Source organism: Agathobaculum sp. TL06 (assembly GCF_054658635.1).
The window spans coordinates 60,493-79,289 of the sequence record NZ_BAAGGY010000006.1; the positions used below are offsets into that span (position 1 = coordinate 60,493).

The 18,797-nt window shown below is 60.5% G+C and carries 17 protein-coding genes, 2 tRNA genes and 1 other RNA gene; 11 read left to right on the plus strand and 9 right to left on the minus strand.

The genetic code is table 11. The features are described from left to right. Positions 1–41 precede the first annotated feature (41 nt). The 4 genes from ACYQ3S_RS04930 (at position 42) to ACYQ3S_RS04945 (ending at position 1,902) form a co-directional block, all read left to right on the plus strand. Positions 42–117: transfer RNA gene (locus ACYQ3S_RS04930), tRNA-Phe, on the plus strand. 150 nt (positions 118–267) lie between these two features. Then, positions 268–343 (plus strand) — tRNA-Gly (locus ACYQ3S_RS04935). A 98-nt stretch (positions 344–441) separates the two neighbouring features. Further along, positions 442–1,092: a sortase gene (locus ACYQ3S_RS04940; protein WP_459687601.1), complete on the plus strand. Its 651-nt coding sequence runs from the start codon at positions 442–444 to the stop codon at positions 1,090–1,092. 99 nt (positions 1,093–1,191) lie between these two features. Beyond that, the gene (locus ACYQ3S_RS04945) at positions 1,192–1,902 is read left to right on the plus strand and encodes a tRNA threonylcarbamoyladenosine dehydratase (RefSeq protein ID WP_459687602.1); all 711 of its coding nucleotides are present in this window, start codon (positions 1,192–1,194) and stop codon (positions 1,900–1,902) included. 47 nt (positions 1,903–1,949) lie between these two features. On the opposite strand, the gene ACYQ3S_RS04950 is transcribed toward ACYQ3S_RS04945, so the two are convergent. The 3 genes from ACYQ3S_RS04950 to nifJ all read right to left on the minus strand — a co-directional run bounded on the left by ACYQ3S_RS04950 (position 1,950) and on the right by nifJ (position 8,085). Continuing rightward, a complete protein-coding gene (locus ACYQ3S_RS04950; protein WP_459687603.1) occupies positions 1,950–3,587 on the minus strand; it encodes an S-layer homology domain-containing protein in 1,638 nt (545 codons plus the stop codon). A 16-nt stretch (positions 3,588–3,603) separates the two neighbouring features. Then, positions 3,604–4,443 carry a hypothetical protein gene (locus ACYQ3S_RS04955; RefSeq protein ID WP_459687604.1) on the minus strand — a complete coding sequence of 280 codons (840 nt, stop codon included), beginning with the start codon at positions 4,441–4,443 and terminating at the stop codon, positions 3,604–3,606. A gap of 81 nt (positions 4,444–4,524) precedes the next feature. Continuing rightward, the gene (gene nifJ / locus ACYQ3S_RS04960; protein ID WP_459687605.1) at positions 4,525–8,085 is read right to left on the minus strand and encodes a pyruvate:ferredoxin (flavodoxin) oxidoreductase; all 3,561 of its coding nucleotides are present in this window, start codon (positions 8,083–8,085) and stop codon (positions 4,525–4,527) included. 314 nt (positions 8,086–8,399) lie between these two features. Between nifJ and ACYQ3S_RS04965 the strand changes: the two genes are divergently transcribed. Both ACYQ3S_RS04965 and ACYQ3S_RS04970 read left to right on the plus strand, forming a co-directional pair. After that, positions 8,400–9,923: a YifB family Mg chelatase-like AAA ATPase gene (locus tag ACYQ3S_RS04965; RefSeq protein ID WP_459687606.1), complete on the plus strand. Its 1,524-nt coding sequence runs from the start codon at positions 8,400–8,402 to the stop codon at positions 9,921–9,923. A 145-nt stretch (positions 9,924–10,068) separates the two neighbouring features. Continuing rightward, positions 10,069–11,286 (plus strand): M15 family metallopeptidase, encoded by a 1,218-nt coding sequence (locus tag ACYQ3S_RS04970; protein WP_459687607.1) that lies wholly within the window; start codon positions 10,069–10,071, stop codon positions 11,284–11,286. 49 nt (positions 11,287–11,335) lie between these two features. Here ACYQ3S_RS04970 and ACYQ3S_RS04975 read toward each other — a convergent pair whose 3' ends face one another. Continuing rightward, positions 11,336–12,676: an MATE family efflux transporter gene (locus ACYQ3S_RS04975; RefSeq protein ID WP_459687608.1), complete on the minus strand. Its 1,341-nt coding sequence runs from the start codon at positions 12,674–12,676 to the stop codon at positions 11,336–11,338. A 153-nt stretch (positions 12,677–12,829) separates the two neighbouring features. On the opposite strand from ACYQ3S_RS04975, the gene ACYQ3S_RS04980 reads away from it, so the two are divergent. Both ACYQ3S_RS04980 and ACYQ3S_RS04985 read left to right on the plus strand, forming a co-directional pair. Then, positions 12,830–13,288: an Lrp/AsnC family transcriptional regulator gene (locus ACYQ3S_RS04980; protein ID WP_459687609.1), complete on the plus strand. Its 459-nt coding sequence runs from the start codon at positions 12,830–12,832 to the stop codon at positions 13,286–13,288. Between the two features lie 201 nt (positions 13,289–13,489). After that, positions 13,490–14,557, plus strand: a complete 1,068-nt coding sequence (locus tag ACYQ3S_RS04985) for a helix-turn-helix domain-containing protein (protein WP_459687610.1) — start codon at positions 13,490–13,492, stop codon at positions 14,555–14,557. A gap of 496 nt (positions 14,558–15,053) precedes the next feature. On the opposite strand, the gene rplT is transcribed toward ACYQ3S_RS04985, so the two are convergent. Genes rplT through infC form a run of 3 tightly spaced genes read right to left on the minus strand, consistent with a single transcriptional unit; the run spans position 15,054 to position 16,203 of the window. Continuing rightward, the gene (rplT, locus tag ACYQ3S_RS04990) at positions 15,054–15,407 is read right to left on the minus strand and encodes a 50S ribosomal protein L20 (RefSeq protein WP_054327616.1); all 354 of its coding nucleotides are present in this window, start codon (positions 15,405–15,407) and stop codon (positions 15,054–15,056) included. Between the two features lie 35 nt (positions 15,408–15,442). Next, positions 15,443–15,646: a 50S ribosomal protein L35 gene (gene rpmI / locus ACYQ3S_RS04995; protein WP_054327617.1), complete on the minus strand. Its 204-nt coding sequence runs from the start codon at positions 15,644–15,646 to the stop codon at positions 15,443–15,445. Between the two features lie 47 nt (positions 15,647–15,693). Further along, a complete protein-coding gene (gene infC, locus ACYQ3S_RS05000; RefSeq protein WP_054327618.1) occupies positions 15,694–16,203 on the minus strand; it encodes a translation initiation factor IF-3 in 510 nt (169 codons plus the stop codon). A 386-nt stretch (positions 16,204–16,589) separates the two neighbouring features. Here infC and ACYQ3S_RS05005 point away from each other — a divergent pair, with 386 nt between their 5' ends. The 3 genes from ACYQ3S_RS05005 to ACYQ3S_RS05015 all read left to right on the plus strand — a co-directional run bounded on the left by ACYQ3S_RS05005 (position 16,590) and on the right by ACYQ3S_RS05015 (position 17,928). After that, positions 16,590–16,871: a DUF1292 domain-containing protein gene (locus ACYQ3S_RS05005; protein WP_107631922.1), complete on the plus strand. Its 282-nt coding sequence runs from the start codon at positions 16,590–16,592 to the stop codon at positions 16,869–16,871. A 41-nt stretch (positions 16,872–16,912) separates the two neighbouring features. Then, positions 16,913–17,106, plus strand: a non-coding RNA gene (gene ssrS, locus ACYQ3S_RS05010) — 6S RNA. Between the two features lie 183 nt (positions 17,107–17,289). Continuing rightward, the gene (locus ACYQ3S_RS05015) at positions 17,290–17,928 is read left to right on the plus strand and encodes a type I phosphoribosyltransferase (protein WP_459687611.1); all 639 of its coding nucleotides are present in this window, start codon (positions 17,290–17,292) and stop codon (positions 17,926–17,928) included. A gap of 63 nt (positions 17,929–17,991) precedes the next feature. Here ACYQ3S_RS05015 and ACYQ3S_RS05020 read toward each other — a convergent pair whose 3' ends face one another. Together ACYQ3S_RS05020 and ACYQ3S_RS05025 are read right to left on the minus strand one after the other, a co-directional pair. Further along, positions 17,992–18,354, minus strand: a complete 363-nt coding sequence (locus ACYQ3S_RS05020) for a DUF134 domain-containing protein (protein WP_459687612.1) — start codon at positions 18,352–18,354, stop codon at positions 17,992–17,994. A 6-nt stretch (positions 18,355–18,360) separates the two neighbouring features. Then, positions 18,361–18,765 (minus strand): NifB/NifX family molybdenum-iron cluster-binding protein, encoded by a 405-nt coding sequence (locus ACYQ3S_RS05025; protein WP_459687613.1) that lies wholly within the window; start codon positions 18,763–18,765, stop codon positions 18,361–18,363. Between the last annotated feature and the right edge of the window lie 32 nt (positions 18,766–18,797).

Here is an 18,797-nt window from a genome sequence, read left to right on the forward strand (position 1 = left end):
TCCGCAAAAATCGACTATACTTAACAGGCACGTTGCGAAACGCCTCTGTAGCTCAGTCGGTAGAGCAGGGGACTGAAAATCCCCGTGTCGGTGGTTCGATTCCGCCCGGAGGCACCACTTTTTGATAAGCGCCATGTGGCGCTTATCAAAAACAATCCCGCTGACGAGGGAATCGAAAGGCGGCACTTGAAAACAATCCGGTGGATTGTTTTAACCGCCGTGGCTTTGCCGCAGCAAAGCGATTCCGCCCGGAGGCACCATTTATATGCGGCTGTAGCTCATCTGGTAGAGCGCCACCTTGCCAAGGTGGAGGTAGCGAGTTCGAGCCTCGTCAGCCGCTCCATCCAAAAACCTGTCCCGCGGACAGGTTTTTTTCAGTTTTTCCGCATGGCGGTTGACAACGCGCCGCCGTTCAGTATACTCTCTTATTAGGTGATTTGCATGGAACGTAAAACAAAGACAACCATCGAACGCGGCCTGTTGATCTCGGGTATCGCGATCGCGGCCTTCGGCCTGCTGACCGAGGGCATCAACTATCCCTGGGGTACGCTGGTCGGTAAAGAGACGATCGCGGCGGACCCCGCGCCGGTTTCCGAGCAATGGATTGAGCAGAGCATCCCCGACGAGGAGGAGCTGGTCTACCTGACCGACTGCGACGCCTACGGCACGGCTACCGCTCCGGAAGAGGCGCTGCAGGTCGGCGTGATTAAGCTGCCCAAGCTCGGCACTGCCGACAATGTGGTCGAAGGCACTGAGCTGAAAGACCTCGCGCTCGGCGCGGGGCATCTCGCGGGAAGCGCGCTGCCCGGTGCGCCCGGCAACTGCGTGATCGCGGGCGACCGCTCCGACGCTCTGATGCGTCATCTGGAATTGCTCGGCGAAGGGGATACCATCCTGCTCGCCGACCAGGACACGCAATATACCTATACGGTATTCCAGGCGGTAACGGTCGAGCCTACCGAGGTCTGGGTGACCGAGCCTGTCGAGGGGCGCGAGGCCGTGCTCACCCTGTTTACCGGCACGCCGTCCGGTTCGCTCAAGCAGCGGCTGGTCGTCCAGGCGGAGCTGACCGCCTCCGAACCGCGCAGCTGATCTGTCCGTCCCGCACCGAGGCCGCCCAGAGGGTCTCGGTGCGTTTCATTTTCACCGGCGCGTTCTGTGCCGCCGCGTGGCTGTTTACGAGGTTTCTTTATGTTGCATGAATTTTCCCGCGCTGAGCTGCTGCTCGGCGCACAGGCCATCCAGACGCTCGCCGCGTCCCATGTCGCCGTGTTCGGCGTAGGCGGTGTCGGCTCGTTCGCGTGTGAAGCGCTCGCGCGCGCCGGCGTAGGCGAGATGACGCTGATCGACAACGATACGGTCGCGCTCACCAACCGCAACCGCCAGCTTATCGCGCTTGCGTCCACGTCCGGCCAGCCGAAGGTGGACGCGATGCGCGCGCGCATCGCGGATATCAACCCGCGCTGCACCGTCCATGCGCTCCGCATGTTCTACACGCCGGACAGCGCGCTCGACCTCACCCGTTTCGACTATGTGATCGACGCGATCGACACCGTGACCGCCAAGCTGCATCTGATCGCCGCATGCGACCGGCTGGGCGTGCCGCTGATTTGCTCCATGGGGACAGGCAACAAGCTCGATCCCACGCGGTTTGAAGTCGCGGATATTTACAAGACCTCGGTCTGCCCGCTCGCGCGGGTCATCCGGCTGGAATGCAAAAAACGCCGCATCAAGCGCCTGAAGGTCGTCTACTCCAGGGAGGAACCGCGCACGCCCCTGCCCTCGGCCGAGCAGAAAGGCACCGCCGGGCGCGCCGTACCCGGCAGCGTTTCCTTTGTGCCGCCGGTAGCGGGCATGATCCTCGCGGGCGAGTGTATCAAGGATCTGACGGGCGTGCGGTAAAACGCGGAACAGGAGCAGCGCTTGCTGCTCCTGTTTCGCGTTTTGGTTTATTCGGCCGGCTCTCCGGTCGGAAGGAAGAGCGCGGTCTGCTGAGCGGTTTCAAGCGCCTTCCCCCTGATACGGACACATCCGTCTGCAAAGTCCACTTCCCCGACTGCGAACGGCGCTTCGATCGTGCCGAGCGTATCCCCAAAGCGGTCGAAGCAGGCAACGGTCTGCGCGCCGGTCTGCAGGGCATACACCCCCGCGCCGTCGGTCGCCAGCGGCCCCGGCCGCTGGTTGACGGAAACCGTAAACAGCGTTTGGGGATTTCCGTACTCCGTGCAGCGGATATAGGTGTACTCAGTGTCCGACAGCCAGCAGGCATAAAGGTCCTGCCCCGCCTCGATCATCGCGTTGGCATAGGTTTCGCTCAAGCGGCGGCCGGAAAAGTCATACAGCGTATAGTACCCGCTGTCCTGCGCGATATAAGTATCGCTCCATCGGTTCAGGAGCATCGGCGTTTCGCTCACCGTTCCCATCCTGCCATCGGTAATCAGGCAGTATGCCCCGTCGCGCTCTATCACAAAGCGGTCTCCGATCCCGCCGTACACCTGCACCTGATCGAGCGAAATATTCATGCGCCAGAGGCGCTCCCCCTTATGGTTGATCGCACACACGGCATCCCCCTCGCGGATCACGGCCCTGCCGTCCGCCCAATCGGTCACCGGCTGATAGGTTTCCGTACTGTAGGTACCGTTCGCATACAGGATGCGGCTGTCCGCCGTGTCTTCGCCTATCGAGTACGCCCATGCCAGGCCCGACTGTGCATCCACGGTGTCAGCCTGATAATCCGCCAATGTGTCGCCGGTTCTCAGGTTGTATAACGCGCACGCAAATCCGCTTTCCGCATCCGGCTGCCAGTGCAGGCTTGCCCATTCGCCTAACAGCTTGGCATCATAAAAATAGCCGTCTGTATCCGCAAAATCGGTCAGCAGGCGGTTGCCGGCCGCATCCTCGATATGTACGCGGCCCACCCCCGCGCCGGAATAGTCCACCACGACACGGTATGCTTCCCCCTGCTCTTTCGGAATCTCGGCCGCATACTGCGCATCATATATGCGCAGCATGGTTGCGATCGACTGCTCGCGGGTATACTCATCCGCCGGCTCAAACGCATTGTCTCCCGTCCCCGTCATGATGCCGTGGCAGTAGACCCAGTTGATATCATTGCGCGCCCACGAGGCGATATCCGCGCCATCCGCAAACACATGCGGCAGACGGCCTTGCACGCTGCCGTCGTAATCCGCCCGCAGCGCGCCCAGCCGGTGCAGCATACTGGCCGCCTCCTGCCTCTGAAGCGGCCGGTTCGGCTCGAACTTTCCGCCGCCCACTCCATTGACGATGCCGACCGACGCGCACAGCAGCACATCCCCATCCTTACAGTCCGTGAACAATACGGTATCCTTTTCCGCTTTGCCCAGCAGCCCTTCGGTTTCCCATGAACGGTAAACCGCCGCCGCCAGCGCGCAAAACTCCGCCCGTGTCGCCGCCCGTTCATAGGCGCTGTCCAGCTTTTCCGGCACCAGCCCCGCCTCGCGCGCGGTCTGCACCGCTTCCTGCGCCCAGTCGCTCGGCTGGTCCGCGGCTCCCGCCGGAACCGCCAGCATGCAGGCCGTCAGCACGGCTGCTATCCATCTTTTCATCGTTCCATCCTCCTTTTTATTCGGTACGCTGTCTGGTAATCTCGCGGTAAACGCTCTCGGCACGATAGGTTTCCGCCCCATCCTCCGCATAGACGCTTTCGGTGATCGTGCGCCCCTGTGCGTCATAGCAAAAGCGGACGGTTTGGCCGCCGCCGTGCCTTACGGCGGTCCGCTCCGCATCATGATAGGTCCAGCTCCACTGTTTGTCGATCGGCGGCTCTCCGACAATGCCGCCCTGAGCGGACAGCAGATTGCCGCGGCTGTCGTACCGGTAAACGATTCGGGTGGACGCCGCGCGATCCGCGCCGCCCGAGGTATAAACCGCCGTATCGCCCTCCCGCTCCCACAGGCTCCATTCGATCAGGTTGCCCTGCGGGCCGAACCATTCGGTCCGGTACGGTTCGGTCTGATCCGCCTGATAGGACAGCACCGCAGTCCGGCCATCGTCCAGCTCGACCCTGGTATCGCGCCCCGCCTGGTCCGTTGTCACGCGCAGCCAGCCGTACGCCGCCGCGCCCTTGGTCCATTCCGTCCGGACCGCGCCATCATAGGTGAAGTCGGTCAGGCGCGGAACCCAGTCGCCCTTGTCCCAGACAATACTCCGGCACAGCCGTCCCTGCGCGTCATAGCACCGGATGACAAGGGATGCCTCCGCTTGCACGCCCTGCCGGTGCCGAACGCTCGTTTCCTGCTCATACCGCGCGGCGGGTACGATATACGGCAGCAGCCGCCAGCTTTCCGCGTCCGGCGCCACATAACGCAGGCCGCGCAGCGCCAGCGCGCCGAATGTCAGCCCATACACCGCCGCAGCCGCCAGCAGCAGACCGCACAGGCGCCTGAAGATCCCCCGCTTCATACCGCTCCCTCCTTTTTCCTATTGTAACACAAAAGCCCCCGCGGATAAATATCCGCGGGGGCTTTGTCATTCTTTTGTAGCTTACGCTTCCGGAGCATACAGGTCCTGCAGGCGCTTGAGGTGTGCATAGCGCTTGGTGGACTCGACCTCGGATTCGGAGAACAGCTTCTCGGCGCGATCCGGGAACGAACGGGTCAGCGCGGAGTAGCGCGCTTCGTTCATCATGAACTTGCGGTAGTCCTCGGTCTTGGGCTCCTTGGACTCCAGGATGAACGGGTTCTTGCCCTCTTCCGCCAGCTGCGGGTTGAAGCGGAACAGGTTCCAGTAGCCGCAGTCGACAGCCTTCTTCATCTCGGCCTGGCAGTTGGTCATGCCGCCCTTGATGGAGTGCATCTCGCACGGGGCGTAGCCGATGATGAGGGACGGTCCCGGGTAGGCTTCCGCTTCCGCAATCGCCTTGAGGGTCTGGTTCATGTTCGCGCCCATAGCGATCTGGGCAACGTATACATAGCCGTAACTCATTGCGATCTCGGCGAGGCTCTTCTTCTTGGTGGTCTTGCCGGACGCCGCGAACTGCGCAACCGCGCCGATGTTGGTCGCCTTGGAGGCCTGACCGCCGGTGTTGGAGTAAACCTCGGTATCGAATACCATGACGTTTACATCCTGGCCGGAAGCGAGGACATGATCCAGGCCGCCGAAGCCGATATCATAAGCCCAGCCGTCGCCGCCGAAGATCCAGACGGACTTCTTGGCCAGGTATTCCTTATGCGCAACGATTTCCTTGCAGGCGTCGCAGCCGGCAGCCGCGCCCTGCTCAAGCACAGCGGCCAGAGCCTTGGCCGGCTCCGCGTTGGCAGCGCCGTTGTCCTTGGTTTCCAGGAACTTGGCGATCGCGTCCTTGGTCTCGGCCGGAGTCGCGTCCGCCGCAGCCATCTCTTCGAGCTTGGAGATCAGGCGCTCACGGATGGCGAGCTGGCCATAGTACATGCCGAGGCCGTGCTCCGCGTTGTCCTCGAACAGGCTGTTCGCCCAGGCCGGACCGTGGCCGTTCGCGTCGACGGTGTACGGGCTGGTAGCAGCCGGACCGCCCCAGATGGACGAGCATCCAGTAGCGTTGGAGATATACATACGGTCGCCGCAGACCTGGGTGATCAGGCGGGCGTAAGAGGTCTCGGCGCAGCCTGCGCACGAGCCGGAGAACTCAAGCAGCGGCTTCTTGAACTGGCTGTCCTTGACGGAAGCAGTCGAGATCATATCGGCCTTCTCGGCAACCTTGGCTACGCAGTAATCGAACGCATCCTGCTGGGCAGCTTCCTGCTCCTGCGGAACCATGGTGAGCGACTTGGTCGGGCATACGCCTACGCACACGCCGCAGCCCATGCAGTCGAGCGGGGAAACGGCCATCGTGTACTTGTACACGCCCTTGCCCTTACCGGCCTTGATGTCCACGATCTTGGCGGAAGCCGGAGCGGCGGCAGCCTCTTCCTCGGTCAGCGCGAACGGACGGATGGTGGCGTGCGGGCAGACATAAGCGCACTGGTTGCACTGTACGCAGGTCTCGGCGTTCCAGGTCGGAACGGTAACGGCTACGCCGCGCTTCTCATAAGCGGCAGCGCCATGCTCGAACGAACCGTCAACATGCTCGCCGGCGAAAGCGGATACCGGCAGGGAGTCGCCGTCCATGCGGCCGATGGGCTCCATAACGTCCTTGACCATCTTGACGACTTCCGGACGGCCCTGCAGGTCGCGGTTGTCCGCTTCGTCCGCAGCATTCGCCCAGGACGCCGGAATCTCAACCTTGTGGAACGCGGTCGCGCCAACGTCGATCGCCTTGTGGTTCATATCGACGATATCCTGGCCTTTCTTCAGGTAGGACTTGGTAGCGGCATCCTTCATGTAGCCGATCGCTTCTTCCTGCGGCATAACCTTGGCCAGCGTGAAGAACGCAGACTGCAGGATGGTGTTGGTGCGCTTGCCCATGCCGATCTCAATCGCCTTGTCGATCGCGTTGATCGTGTAAAGCTGGATGTTGTTGGCAGCGATATAGCGCTTGGCAACAGCCGGCATGTGGTGGTCAAGCTCTTCGTCGGTCCACTGGCAGTTGATCATGAAGATACCGCCCGGCTTAACGTCGCGGACCATCGGGAAGCCCTTAACGATATAGGAGGGATTATGGCAGGCAACAAAGTCCGCCTTGTTGATATAGTAAGGAGACTTGATCGGCTTGTCGCCAAAGCGCAGGTGCGAAATGGTCACGCCGCCGGTCTTCTTGGAGTCGTACTGGAAGTACGCCTGAACATACTTGTCGGTATGGTCGCCGATGATCTTGATGGAGTTCTTGTTCGCGCCGACCGTGCCGTCGCCGCCGAGACCCCAGAACTTGCACTCGATGGTGCCTTCCGCCGCGGTGTTCGGCGCCGGCTTCTCCTCGAGGGACAGGTAGGTGACGTCGTCGGTGATGCCGATGGTGAACTGGGGCTTGGGCTCGGCCTTGGTCAGCTCCTCATATACGGCAAAGACGGACGCCGGAGGCGTGTCCTTGGAGCCGAGGCCGTAGCGGCCGCCGATAACGACCTTATCGGTGATGCCGGCGTTCGCCAGCGCGGTGACGACATCGAGGTAGAGCGGCTCGCCCTGCGCGCCGGGCTCCTTGGTGCGGTCGAGGACAGCGATCTTCTTGGCGGTAGCCGGAATCGCGGCCAGCAGCTTGTCCGCACGCCACGGACGGTACAGACGGACCTTGACAAGACCGACCTTTTCGCCGTGCGCGTTCAGGTAATCGATTACTTCCTCCGCCACGTCGCAGATCGAGCCCATCGCGATAATCACGCGGTCAGCGTCGGCAGCGCCGTAGTAGTTGAACAGCTGATAGTCGGTGCCGAGCTTGGCGTTGACCTTGCCCATGTACTCCTCTACGATCTCCGGAACAGCGTCGTAGAACTTGTTGCAGGCCTCGCGGTGCTGGAAGAATACGTCGCCGTTCTCGTGCGAGCCGCGCATCATCGCATGCTCCGGATTGAGGGCGCGCTTGCGGAACGCCTCGACAGCGTCCATGTCGCACATTTCCTTCAGGTCCTCGTAGTCCCAAACCTCGATCTTCTGGATCTCGTGGGAGGTGCGGAAGCCGTCGAAGAAGTTGATGAACGGAACGCGGGACTTGATGGTCGCCAGGTGCGCGACCGCGCCCAGATCCATCACTTCCTGCGGGTTGGTTTCAGCCAGCATGGCGAAACCGGTCTGGCGGCAGGCCATAACGTCGGAATGGTCGCCAAAGATGTTCAGCGCATGGGACGCAACCGTACGCGCCGAAACATGGAAGACACAGGGAAGCAGCTCGCCCGCGATCTTGTACATATTCGGGATCATCAGCAGCAGGCCCTGGGACGCGGTGTAGGTGGTGGTCAGCGCACCGGCCGCAAGGGAGCCGTGTACCGTACCCGCAGCACCCGCCTCGGACTGCATTTCGATCACCTTGACGGTTGTACCGAAAATGTTCTTCTGACCCGCGGCTGCCCACTGGTCAACGCTGTCTGCCATGGGGCTGGACGGGGTGATCGGATAGATACCCGCGACCTCGGTAAACGCATACGACACGTGCGCGGCCGCAGTGTTACCGTCCATGGACTTCATCTTTCTTGCCATGTTTATATCCTCCTATTCAGTTATAACATGCTGAAGGGGTGAAAAAGGACCTTTCCGCACCAGTTTTGCGCCGAAAAAGCGATCTTCACCAACCGTATTTATTTTAGCACTCCTCCCTCAAATTGTAAACACCCAATATGACAAATTCATAACGATTTCCGCTTTTTCGGGACCGATTTCATATCGTGAAACAAATTGCTCTTTTTGTACCATAAATATTACATTTAGTTTGCATTTGACGTTTTGCATTGCGGAATTTGACATTTTGTAGTATAGTATTAGCGGTAAGAATTGGCGTTTCGGAGGGGCTTAACATGGTATCGCGTGTCTTCTCAGCCGGCCTGCGCGGCATCGACGGGTATATCGTCACGGCCGAATGCTTTCTGTCCAGCGGCCTGCCCCGCCTGGATATCGTCGGCCTGCCGACCGGCGCGGTCAGCGAAGCCGGGGAGCGTGTGCGCGCCGCAGTCAAATCCTGCGGCTTCGACTGGCCGGTCTCCCGCCTGACGGTCAACCTCGCCCCCGCAGATACCAAAAAGGCCGGCGCCGCCTATGACCTTCCGATCCTGCTTTCCATCCTTGCGGCCGCGGGCGAGATCGATCCCCCGCCGCAGGACGCCGTCTTTCTCGGCGAGCTGTCCCTGACCGGCGAGCTGCGTCCGGTCTGCGGCGCGCTTTCCATGGCGCTTGCCGCGCGGGACGCCGGCTTTCGCACGGTGTTCGTCCCACAGCAGAACGCGGCCGAGGCCGCCTACGCCGCCGGCATTACCGTGCTGCCGGCGGCCGGCCTGAACGACCTGCTCGCCCATCTGAACGGGCGCCGCCCGCTTTCTCCCTGCCCCCCGCCTGCCGCGCCGCAGCCGTGCAGCGCGGCCCTCGATTTCTCGCACGTCATGGGACAGCACGCGGTCAAGCGCGCGCTCGAGATCGCCGCCGCGGGCGGACACAATATCCTGCTCTCCGGCCCGCCCGGGTCGGGCAAGAGCATGGTGGCAAAACGCTTCCCCACCATCCTGCCGCCCTTGTCCGATGCGGAGCGGCTGGAGGTCATCCGAGTCTGGTCGGCGGTCGGCCGCGGCCAGGAAGCGGTCGCCCGCGCGGAGCGGCCGTTCCGCGCGCCGCACCATAACTCCTCCGCAAACGCGGTCGCGGGCGGCGCGGGTACCGGCGGGCGGCTGCCCGTCCCCGGCGAGGTCACACTGGCCCACCAGGGGGTATTATTTCTGGACGAGCTGCCCGAATTCCACCGCGATGTGCTCGAAACCCTGCGCCAGCCGCTCGAAGACGGAAAAATCACGATCTCCCGCGTTGCCGGGCAGGTGACCTATCCGGCGCATTTTCAATTGATCGCAGCCATGAACCCCTGTAAATGCGGCTGGTACGGAACCAGCCGCTGCACCTGCTCGCCCGCTTCCGTACAGCAGTACCTGCGGCGGCTGTCCGGCCCTCTGCTCGACCGCATCGACCTGCAGATCGCGGTACGGCCTGTCGAATACGCGGCGCTGGCCGCCCGCGGACAGGCTGCCGAGGAGCCTTCGGCAGCGATCCGCAACCGCGTGTGCGCCGCCCGCGCAGTCCAGTACCAGCGGCAGGGCGACGGTATCTGCAACGCCAGAATCCCGCCCGCGCAATTGGCGCTGTACTGCGCCCTGTCCGACGACGCCTCCCGCATGTTCGCGGCGGCGTTTGAGCGGCTCGGCCTCACCGCCCGCGCGCACGACCGCGTGCTGCGCGTGGCGAGAACGGTCGCTGATCTGGCCGGCAGCGCGTCCATCCAGGCCGAGCATCTTGCCGAGGCCCTGCAGTACCGCACGCTCGACCGTGCGGCCGCCGGTTGACCCGCTTCTGCGCGGCAGGTTGTGGAAAAACCTGTGTATATTGTGAATAAATTCCTTTTTCGACGGTTTTTTCCAGATTTCTGCGGTGAACCGCTCCATAAAATATCCTAATTCTCTTTATTGAGACGCAAGGAGGTCTTTCCCTATGTCCCATCCCTTTGCCCGCCGGGCGGGTGCGCTGGCGCTGACAGCGGCGTTGTTCGCCCAGCAGGCCGGCGCGCTTTCCAATATTTCCTCCTGGGCGGAGGAGGGCGTCGCGGCCGCGCAGGAAGCCGGCCTGATGCCCAGCGCGCTCGAAGCGCTCAACGCAAAGGCCGAGATCACCCGCGCGGAATTCTGCGGCATTGCCGTAAACGCTTATAAGGCGGTGAGCGGCAAGGCGGTGTTCGCTTCGGCCAAAAAACCGTTCCGCGACTGCGACGACCCCAATGTGGTCGCGGCATATGAGCTCGGCCTGGTAAGCGGCCGCGGCGACGGCATTTTCGATCCGGACGCCAGCATCAAGCGGCAGGACCTTTGTGTGATGCTGTATAATATCCTGGGCGCCGCCGGCATCGACGCCCCCGCCATCGCCGGCGACGCCTGCGTGGAGGATTATCCCGACGTTCCGGAAATCAGCGATTATGCGGTCAACGCCATGATTACCATGGTCGATTACACGATCGTAAACGGCATTTCCGCCGCGGACGAGGCTACGCTGTTAGCGCCCAACGGCACGGCGACACGCGAGCAGGCGCTTATCATGGCGGAGCGCTTCTGCCAGGCCTTTGAAGGCCAGGAGCCTGAAGAGGAGCCTTCCGGCGAGGAGGACGCCGTTTCGGTCCCTGACTACTGGCTCGATCCCGACCTCATGTTCCCCTCCACGGAAGCAGACAAAATGACGCTCGTCTACGGCGTGGGCGGTGAAAAATACCAGACCGCCGAGGAGGCCGAGGCGCACATGGTGGAAATCTCGGTTCCGGTCTGGCGGCTCCAGGCCGACGGGAGCAAGACCTCCGGCACCGCGTATATCGAGGTCAATCAGTCGCTCGCCCCGATTTACGAGGCAATCTTTGAGGAAATTTATAACGGCGACGAGCAGTTCCCGATCAAGAATGTCGGCTGCTATTCCTGGCGCACGGGCGAGCATTCACAGGGTACCGCAATCGATATCAACTGGGAGGAAAACATGGAGGCCACCATCAACGCGGACGGCTCGCTCACCCCGACCACCGGCACGCACTGGTCGCCCTACGAGGACCCCTACTCCATACCAGAGGGCGGGGATGTATACAACGCTTTCACGAAATACGGCTTTTCCTGGGGCGGGAACGCCTGGTCGAGCAAACGCGACTACATGCATTTCAGCTATTTCGGACGATAAACAACGCGGGAGGGCGGCATTATGCCGCCCTCCCGTGTTTCATCCCGCCCTATCCCCCAGCAAGGATGCGCGTCCGGTTTCTGTAGTAATACAGCACGCCCACCGCATCGGCCAGCGCCCAGCCGATCGGTACCGACATCCAGATGCCGGTCACACCCAGCGCGGGGACAGCCGACAGCGCGTAGGCCAATGCCACACGCGTACCCAGCGAAAACACCGTCAGCACCACCGACATCCCGGGCATCTTGACCGCCCGATAAAAACCGTACAGCAGAAACAACAGGCCGATACCGAAATAGAACGCCCCCTCGATCCGCAGGTAGCCCACGCCGGCCTCGATGATCGCCGTGTCCCCAGCGTCGACAAACAGCCCCATGAGCGGACGGGCCAGCGCGCATACCGCAAGGCTGATGGCCGCGCAGAACGCGAACGCGGACAGCGCCGCGCTTTTTATCCCGCGCCGGATCCGCTCCGCCTTTCGCGCGCCGTAATTCTGGGCGATAAAGGTGGAAAACGCATTGCCGAAATCCTGTACCGGCATATAAGCGAACGAATCGATCTTGACCGCGGCGGCAAACGCCGCCATCACCACCTTGCCGAAGCTGTTGACCAGGCCCTGTACCATCAGGATGCCGAGGTTCATAATGGATTGCTGCACGCAGGTCAGGACCGACAGGCCCGCGATCTCGCGGACGATGCCGCTGTCCCAGCGGATATGCCGCCGCGCGACCCGCAGCTCCGGAAAGCGGAGCAGGTAATACAGCAATATCCCCAGGCCGGACGCATACTGCGCCAGGACGGTCGCAGCCGCCGCGCCCGTTACGCCCCAGCGGAAAACAAGCACGAACACCAGGTCGAGCGCAATGTTCATCACCGCCGCAACGCCCAAAAACAGCAGCGGCGTGACCGAATCCCCGACCGCGCGCAGCAGATTGGCAAAGTAATTATAAAGAAAGGTCGCCGGAATGCCGAAAAAGATGCAGAACAGGTATTCCCGCATCAGCCCGACGACCTCCCGCGGCACCTGCAGGGCGCGGATGATCCAGTCCAGTCCGGCAAACGAGAGGAGGTTGAGCAGCACCGCCGCCGCGCCGATCAGCAGAAACGACAGGGCGAAGCTGGTCCGGAGCCGCTCCATATCCTTCCGCCCGAACTGGATGGAGAAAAACGCGCTGCTCCCCATACACAGCCCGAGCAGGATGGAGGTCAGGAACACCATCAGCGTATACGACGAACCGACCGCCGCCAGCGCGTCCGCGCCCAGGAAACGGCCCACGATCAGCGTATCCGCCACGTTATACATCTGCTGCAGCAGGTTGCCCGCCATCAGCGGCAGGGCGAACAGCAACAGCTTTTTGGTGATATCGCCCTCTGTCAAATCGCCTCGCATACGTCCACCTTTTTCTAAACGCAATTTTTATCTTTCTTTATGCAATACTATAGTAGCAATATTTTATTAATTCGTCAATTATATATTTCTATTTGTTCCTCCCCTGTGTTATACTATTCTTATATCATCCCACCCTGAAAAGGAGGCTTCCCCATGTATCTGGACTGTCTGGACGCCCTCGACCAGAAGATCCTCACCCTGCTCACACAGAACGCCCGCTATTCCTATTCCGAGATCGGCGAGCTGGTCGGCCTTTCGCGCGTCGCGGTGAAAGGCCGGATCGACGCGCTGGAGAAAAAGGGGATCATCGAGGAATACACGACCATCATCAACCCGCAGAAAATCAGCGGCGCTGTATCCTGCTATTTTGAGATCGAAACGGCTCCCGACGCACTGAACGCCGTGATCGACCGGCTTTATCAGTGCGGCACCGTCACCCAGATCTACCGCATGAGCGGCAATTGCTGCCTGCATGTGCATGCCGTCGCCGCCTCACAGGACGAGCTTGATACGTTCATCCGGAACGAAATCGACCGCCTGGACGGTGCGGTCAGCGTGAAAACACACGTTATCCTGTCCCGCATCAAGGATGTCAAGGGGCTTCGCCTGTAACCCAGCTCCCCCCCCTCCCCGCTTTGGCGTCCATATCTGCATCGCAGCTTAACCGGCGGTTGAATGATGCAACCGTTGGTTAAACTTTGCCTCCATTGTGCGGCGGCGCGCCATATGATACGATAGGCATGACAAAGAGCCCTTTGATCCTATTTTAGAGAGCTGGTTTTCTTGATGGAACTGCAAATTGGAAAAATCATTATGCAAACACGCCGCGAAAAAGGGATGACGCAGGAAACGCTCGCTGACATGGTAGGCGTGTCCGCCGCCGCAGTCAGCAAGTGGGAAACCTGCGCGAGCTATCCGGATATCACGCTGCTGCCGCCGCTGGCCCGCGCGCTCGGCCTGTCCGTGGACGCCCTTCTCGATTTCCGCCGCGACCCTGCGCGCGAGGAGCAGCTTGCCATTTCCAGCCGGCTGCATCAGGTATTTGACGACCAGGGCTTTGACGCGGGCGTGCGGGCGGTCGAGGCGGTACTGCGCGAATACCCGCACAGCGGCTCGATCAAGCTGCTCGCAGGCGCGCTGTATTATCGTTACATCGCCGCAGCCCTCAACCGTGCGGAGGATACGGAACAGACGGCGTCCGATATTACGGAGCGATGCCTCGCCCTGTTTGAGCAGGGGGAGCAGCAATCCGAGGAAACCGGCGAAAAGCTGGTTTCCCGCTCCCTGCGCATCAGCATGCTCACCATGCTGGGCCGTTATGACGAGGCCGAGGCGCTGATCGACAGCCTGCCGCCAAAGCAGGGCATCGATTCGGATGCGCTGCGCCTGTCCCTTTACCTGGCACAGGAAAAGCTGACCGAGGCAGAGCAGCTTGCGCGCCGCGCGCTGCTGACCCATGTGGGCGAGGTATCAACCGCGCTGATGAGCCTGACCACCATCACCCGCCGGCAAAAGGCGTTTGCCGCCGCCCACCGTCTGGTTGACGCCTACCGCGCGGTCGATGCGCTGTTCGGGCTTGACCGATCGAACGGCCTGCTGCTCGGCATCATGCTCGCGCAGGAGGAGGGCGACCAGGCGCAGGCGCTCGACCTGTTTGAGCAGTATATCGACACGCGCCTTGCCTATACGCTCGATTACCGTGATAACCCGTTTTTTGCCGCGGTGCAGACGCATGTCCCTACACAGAATGATATCATCGAAACCCACCGTCTGACGCTCCGCGCAATTGAGGAGGACGAGCGGTACGCGCCCCTGCGGGACGAGCCGCGCTTCCAAGCCGCGCTCGACCGCCTGCGCGCGGCCATTCCGGCGGAAAATTGAACAAACAAAATGCCCGAAACGGAAAAACCGCTTCGGGCATCACTTCTTTTGAGACGCGTTTTTCATATTCAGAATGGAACTCCCCTGTTTTTATTGCCGGGAAATAAATATAAAAAAACCACGCGGCCGCATTTCAATCCCGATGCGCGCCCTGCGTGGACCAATCCATAAAGCGTTTTACTTTTCGCTTTGCGTCTCATGCTCATCACCGAAAATCAAATCATCGATGTCCGGCCGGTCGGGCTTTTGCGGGATTCGGATATGTCTCATCAGCCTTTGCACCTCCTCTTATTGATTTATCTGTTATCCAGTATAACATATTATGCAAAAAAATCAAATAAAATTCCTGTAAAGTTACACAAATGTAACAATTTTTCGACACGCCGCGCCGTTCCCAGCCGCAGCTGCGCGGCCGCCAAAAAAAGAAAAAGGCCGTAAAACGGCCTTTTTCACAAACAGCAAGCGGTTTCCGCAGAGTCTTCCGGCACTTCGGGGATCAGAGCGCCGCCTTCGCCTTTTCCGCCAGCGCGGCGAACGCAGCCTTGTCGTTGACCGCAAGGTCCGCGAGCATCTTACGGTTGAGGTCGATGCCGGCTTTCTTGAGGCCGTTCATAAAGCGGCTGTAATTCATGCCGCAGGACTTGGCGGCAGCCGAAATACGGGTGATCCACAGGCGGCGGAAGTCGCGCTTCTTGTGCTTGCGGCCGATATACGCGTACTTCAGGCTCTTCATGACCGCCTGGTTGGCTACGCGGTAATGGGTGGATTTCGCACCCCAGTAGCCCTTGGCACGCTTGAGGATCTTCTTTCTTCTTTTGCGCGTCATCATCGCGCCCTTAACTCTTGCCATTGTGATTGCCTCCTATATGAAAGATGTGATTTTACTTACTTATACGGCAGCAGACGCTTGAGCTGCGCCACATTGGTGGAATCCGCAAAGCCTTCCTTGCGGAGGTGGCGCTTGAGCTTGGTGGTCTTTCCGTGGCCGTTGAGCAGATGGCGTTTACCGACATGGCCGCGCTTGAATTTACCGTTCTTGGTGACGGAAAATCTTTTCTTTGCACCGCTGTGCGTTTTGATCTTAGGCATAAGGGTTTGCTCCTCTCTGAATTTGCGCTGAAAACGCGCTTTTTGGTTTACTTGTCTTTTGCGGGCGCCAGGAACATAAGCATCTGGCGGCCTTCGAGCTTGGGCTGCTTTTCCACCGTGCTGCATTCCGCGCACAGCTCCGCGAAGCGATGGAGCAGGTCCTGACCGAGCGACGCATGGGTGACCTCACGGCCGCGGAAGCGGACCGAAACCTTGACCTTGTCGCCGTCCTTGAGGAAGCGGCAGGCGTTTTTCACCTTGGTATTCAGGTCGCCGACGTCGATATTGGGGGTCAGGCGAATCTCTTTGATCTCCACGACGCGCTGATTTTTTCTCGCTTCCTTTTCCCGCTTGGCCTGTTCAAAGCGGAATTTGCCGTAGTCCATGATCTTGCACACCGGCGGCTTTGCCTGCGGGGCGATCTTGACCAGGTCCATGCCCTTTTCCACTGCGATGTCCTGCGCCTGCTGGATAGGCACGATGCCGAGCTGTTCGCCGTCGTCGCTGATCAGACGGACTTCCTTGTCGCGGATCTCTTCATTGATCTGATGTTCCATGCTGCTGATTGGTAAGCACCTCCAAACAAAAACGGATTAAAATACAAAAAGAAAAAAGGACCGGCCCTTTACGGTCGTCCTCCATCACAAAAGCGCAAAACTGCCCTGCGGCTTTGCGGAATGATTAACCCGTTTGCTCAAGCGCTGCGGGTGAGGACGCGGCCTTCTTCTTTGTTACCTGTAATACTATAGCAGAAATAAAAGGCAAAGTCAAGGCTTTATTTCTTGCGCTCCTGCTGGTATGATAATTCGCATGGGCGGCATACTATGACAGTGGCGCCGCCCCGATAATTTGGCTTTACAAATCCGGCGCGATTTGTTATGCTTAAAGCGGGGAGAGCAATCCTCCCCCAATCTGAAACCAAACACAAGGAGGTGCCGGAACCATGAGCGAGGAGTACGGCAACGATTTTGTCACGCTGATCGATGAGGACGGCAACGAAGTGGAGTTTGAGCACATCGACACCGTGGAATATGAGGGTACGACCTATCTGGCGTTTATTCCGGCCGAGCTTGCCGTTGAGGAAGACGCGGAGGTCGTCATCATGCAGATCGTGGAGGAAAACGGCGAGGAAATGCTGGAAGCGGTCGAGGACGACGAGATCGCGGACGCCGTGTTCAATATCGTGATGGAGCGCGCGGAAGCGGAGGAGGACGAAGAGGGCTGAGCCCATCTTCCTTTCCGGCGTCCGGCAAGGCTTTGCCGGACGCCACCCTGCCCTGTGCGACAGCGGCCTTTTTTTAACCCACATTTTTAGTACGGGATTTCGGAAAGTTTTGGCATCGAGCAGCAGGCCTCCCGGGTATACACGGATGTTGGAAGCGCAGACATGCCAAACAGAAAACCCACCTGCCGAGTCGTGCAGGTTACTAATTGGGCCGCATCGGCAGGGCGGGGCTTATTACCTTTCGGGCGCATGCGCCCCGCGCATTTCAATGGAACGGCAGCCGCTGTGCGGCTGCTTTTTTATTTTCCCCGTCTGGAAACGCCGTCCAAAGCGCTCGGCTTTTTCTTGCCCTGCGCGGTAAAATGCGGTATAATAAGGGTGTGATTTCTTATATTGTCGCAAGAAAGGTGGTTTCCTTATGCAGCAGCCGATCCGAATCATCTCCCATGCCAACAAGCGCCTTTACGCGGATGCGATCCCCGGGCATTTCGCCACAAACCATTCGCACATCAATTATTATGTCGATATGTCCGAAATCAAGCACAATATGTCCATGGCGCTTGAAGCGGCGCGCAGCATCGCCTTCCACTTCAGCGCGGTCAGCGTGGACACGCTCCTGTGCCTGGAGGGTACGGAATACATCGGCGCCTATCTGGCCCGCGAGCTTTCCTCCTCGGGTATCGGCAGCCTGAATTCCGGCAAATCCGTCTATCTTGTCGAGCCGGACAACAACGTCAACGGGCAGTTCATGTTCGCGGACAACCTCCGCCCCATGATCGAAAACCGCAATGTGCTGGTGCTGGTCAACACGGCCTCGACCGGTCAAACCCTGTCCCAGACGCGCGAGTGCATCGAATATTACGGCGGCCGCGTCGCCGGCTATTCCGCGCTGTTCTCCAACATTTCCGAGCTGGACGGCAAGCCGGTCGTCCGCCTGTTTTCGGGCGAGGATTTCCCGCATTACCACAATTTTGTCCGCGGTAAGGACTGCCCCGCGTGCGCGGCCGGCGTCCCGCTGGACGCTATCGTCACCCCGCGCGGATACACCAAGCTGTAAGCCCGTATGGGGGGCGTCCGTCTGTCAAACGCAGGCGCATCCAGAGAAAAAGGCCGGAGGGAATCATCCCTCCGGCCTTTCCTTATCGCAGCTTCGCCGTAGGCAGCAGCCGGCTCTCGGGCAATGCGCGCGCCGCTCGCAGACCTCCACATCCCCGCCCTGGAGCCGCAGCAGCCTGCCGTTGACCAGGCAGTCCGTCAGCTTGCGGCGGGCGGTGTTGTAAATCGCCTGCACCGTGGTGCGCGCGACCCCCATCTGCACGGCGGCCTGCTCCTGCTGCAGGCCCTCCAGATCGATCAGGCGGAGCGCCTCGTACTCATCCAGCCCCATGACAACCGGCTCCCCCGCGCAGCCCATGCCGCGCGGACCGAATTCCCGGCAGGCCGGCAGCCCGCATACCCTGCGGCACTTTTTCGGCCTTGGCATCCGCGTTTACCCGTGGCAGTGGCCGCCGCAGGTGTGGCCGCCGTGCGAGGCACAGTCATGCCCCTCGCCGTGATGCTCGTGGTGGCTACACCGGACATCCGGATCATACTGGAGCGAGCCGGACAGGAACGCCCCGACCGCTTCGTCCGCCCCGCCCTGCACGCCGCCCAGCAGGCGGATGCCGGCATCGGCCAGCGCGGCCTGCGCACCGCCGCCGATGCCGCCGCAAATCAGCGTATCCACGCCCTGCGCCGCCAGGAAGCCCGCAAGCGCCCCATGCCCGCTGCCATTAGTATCAACGATCTGAGAGGAAAGGATTTTCCCGTCCGCTGTTTCATATACTTTGAACTGGGCGGTATGCCCAAAGTGCTGGAATATCTGTCCATCCTCATAAGTGACTGCGATTTTCATATAGCTGCGCCTCCGTTTTTCATTTTCGGCAT

Coding starts and splice junctions, on each gene's coding strand:
- ACYQ3S_RS04940 (WP_459687601.1), top strand. CDS start 442: ATGGAACGTAAAACAAAGACAACCATCGAACGCGGCCTGTTGATCTCG.
- ACYQ3S_RS04945 (WP_459687602.1), top strand. CDS start 1,192: ATGTTGCATGAATTTTCCCGCGCTGAGCTGCTGCTCGGCGCACAGGCC.
- ACYQ3S_RS04950 (WP_459687603.1), bottom strand. CDS start 3,587: ATGAAAAGATGGATAGCAGCCGTGCTGACGGCCTGCATGCTGGCGGTT.
- ACYQ3S_RS04955 (WP_459687604.1), bottom strand. CDS start 4,443: ATGAAGCGGGGGATCTTCAGGCGCCTGTGCGGTCTGCTGCTGGCGGCT.
- nifJ (WP_459687605.1), bottom strand. CDS start 8,085: ATGGCAAGAAAGATGAAGTCCATGGACGGTAACACTGCGGCCGCGCAC.
- ACYQ3S_RS04965 (WP_459687606.1), top strand. CDS start 8,400: ATGGTATCGCGTGTCTTCTCAGCCGGCCTGCGCGGCATCGACGGGTAT.
- ACYQ3S_RS04970 (WP_459687607.1), top strand. CDS start 10,069: ATGTCCCATCCCTTTGCCCGCCGGGCGGGTGCGCTGGCGCTGACAGCG.
- ACYQ3S_RS04975 (WP_459687608.1), bottom strand. CDS start 12,676: ATGCGAGGCGATTTGACAGAGGGCGATATCACCAAAAAGCTGTTGCTG.
- ACYQ3S_RS04980 (WP_459687609.1), top strand. CDS start 12,830: ATGTATCTGGACTGTCTGGACGCCCTCGACCAGAAGATCCTCACCCTG.
- ACYQ3S_RS04985 (WP_459687610.1), top strand. CDS start 13,490: ATGCAAACACGCCGCGAAAAAGGGATGACGCAGGAAACGCTCGCTGAC.
- rplT (WP_054327616.1), bottom strand. CDS start 15,407: ATGGCAAGAGTTAAGGGCGCGATGATGACGCGCAAAAGAAGAAAGAAG.
- rpmI (WP_054327617.1), bottom strand. CDS start 15,646: ATGCCTAAGATCAAAACGCACAGCGGTGCAAAGAAAAGATTTTCCGTC.
- infC (WP_054327618.1), bottom strand. CDS start 16,203: ATGGAACATCAGATCAATGAAGAGATCCGCGACAAGGAAGTCCGTCTG.
- ACYQ3S_RS05005 (WP_107631922.1), top strand. CDS start 16,590: ATGAGCGAGGAGTACGGCAACGATTTTGTCACGCTGATCGATGAGGAC.
- ACYQ3S_RS05015 (WP_459687611.1), top strand. CDS start 17,290: ATGCAGCAGCCGATCCGAATCATCTCCCATGCCAACAAGCGCCTTTAC.
- ACYQ3S_RS05020 (WP_459687612.1), bottom strand. CDS start 18,354: ATGCCAAGGCCGAAAAAGTGCCGCAGGGTATGCGGGCTGCCGGCCTGC.
- ACYQ3S_RS05025 (WP_459687613.1), bottom strand. CDS start 18,765: ATGAAAATCGCAGTCACTTATGAGGATGGACAGATATTCCAGCACTTT.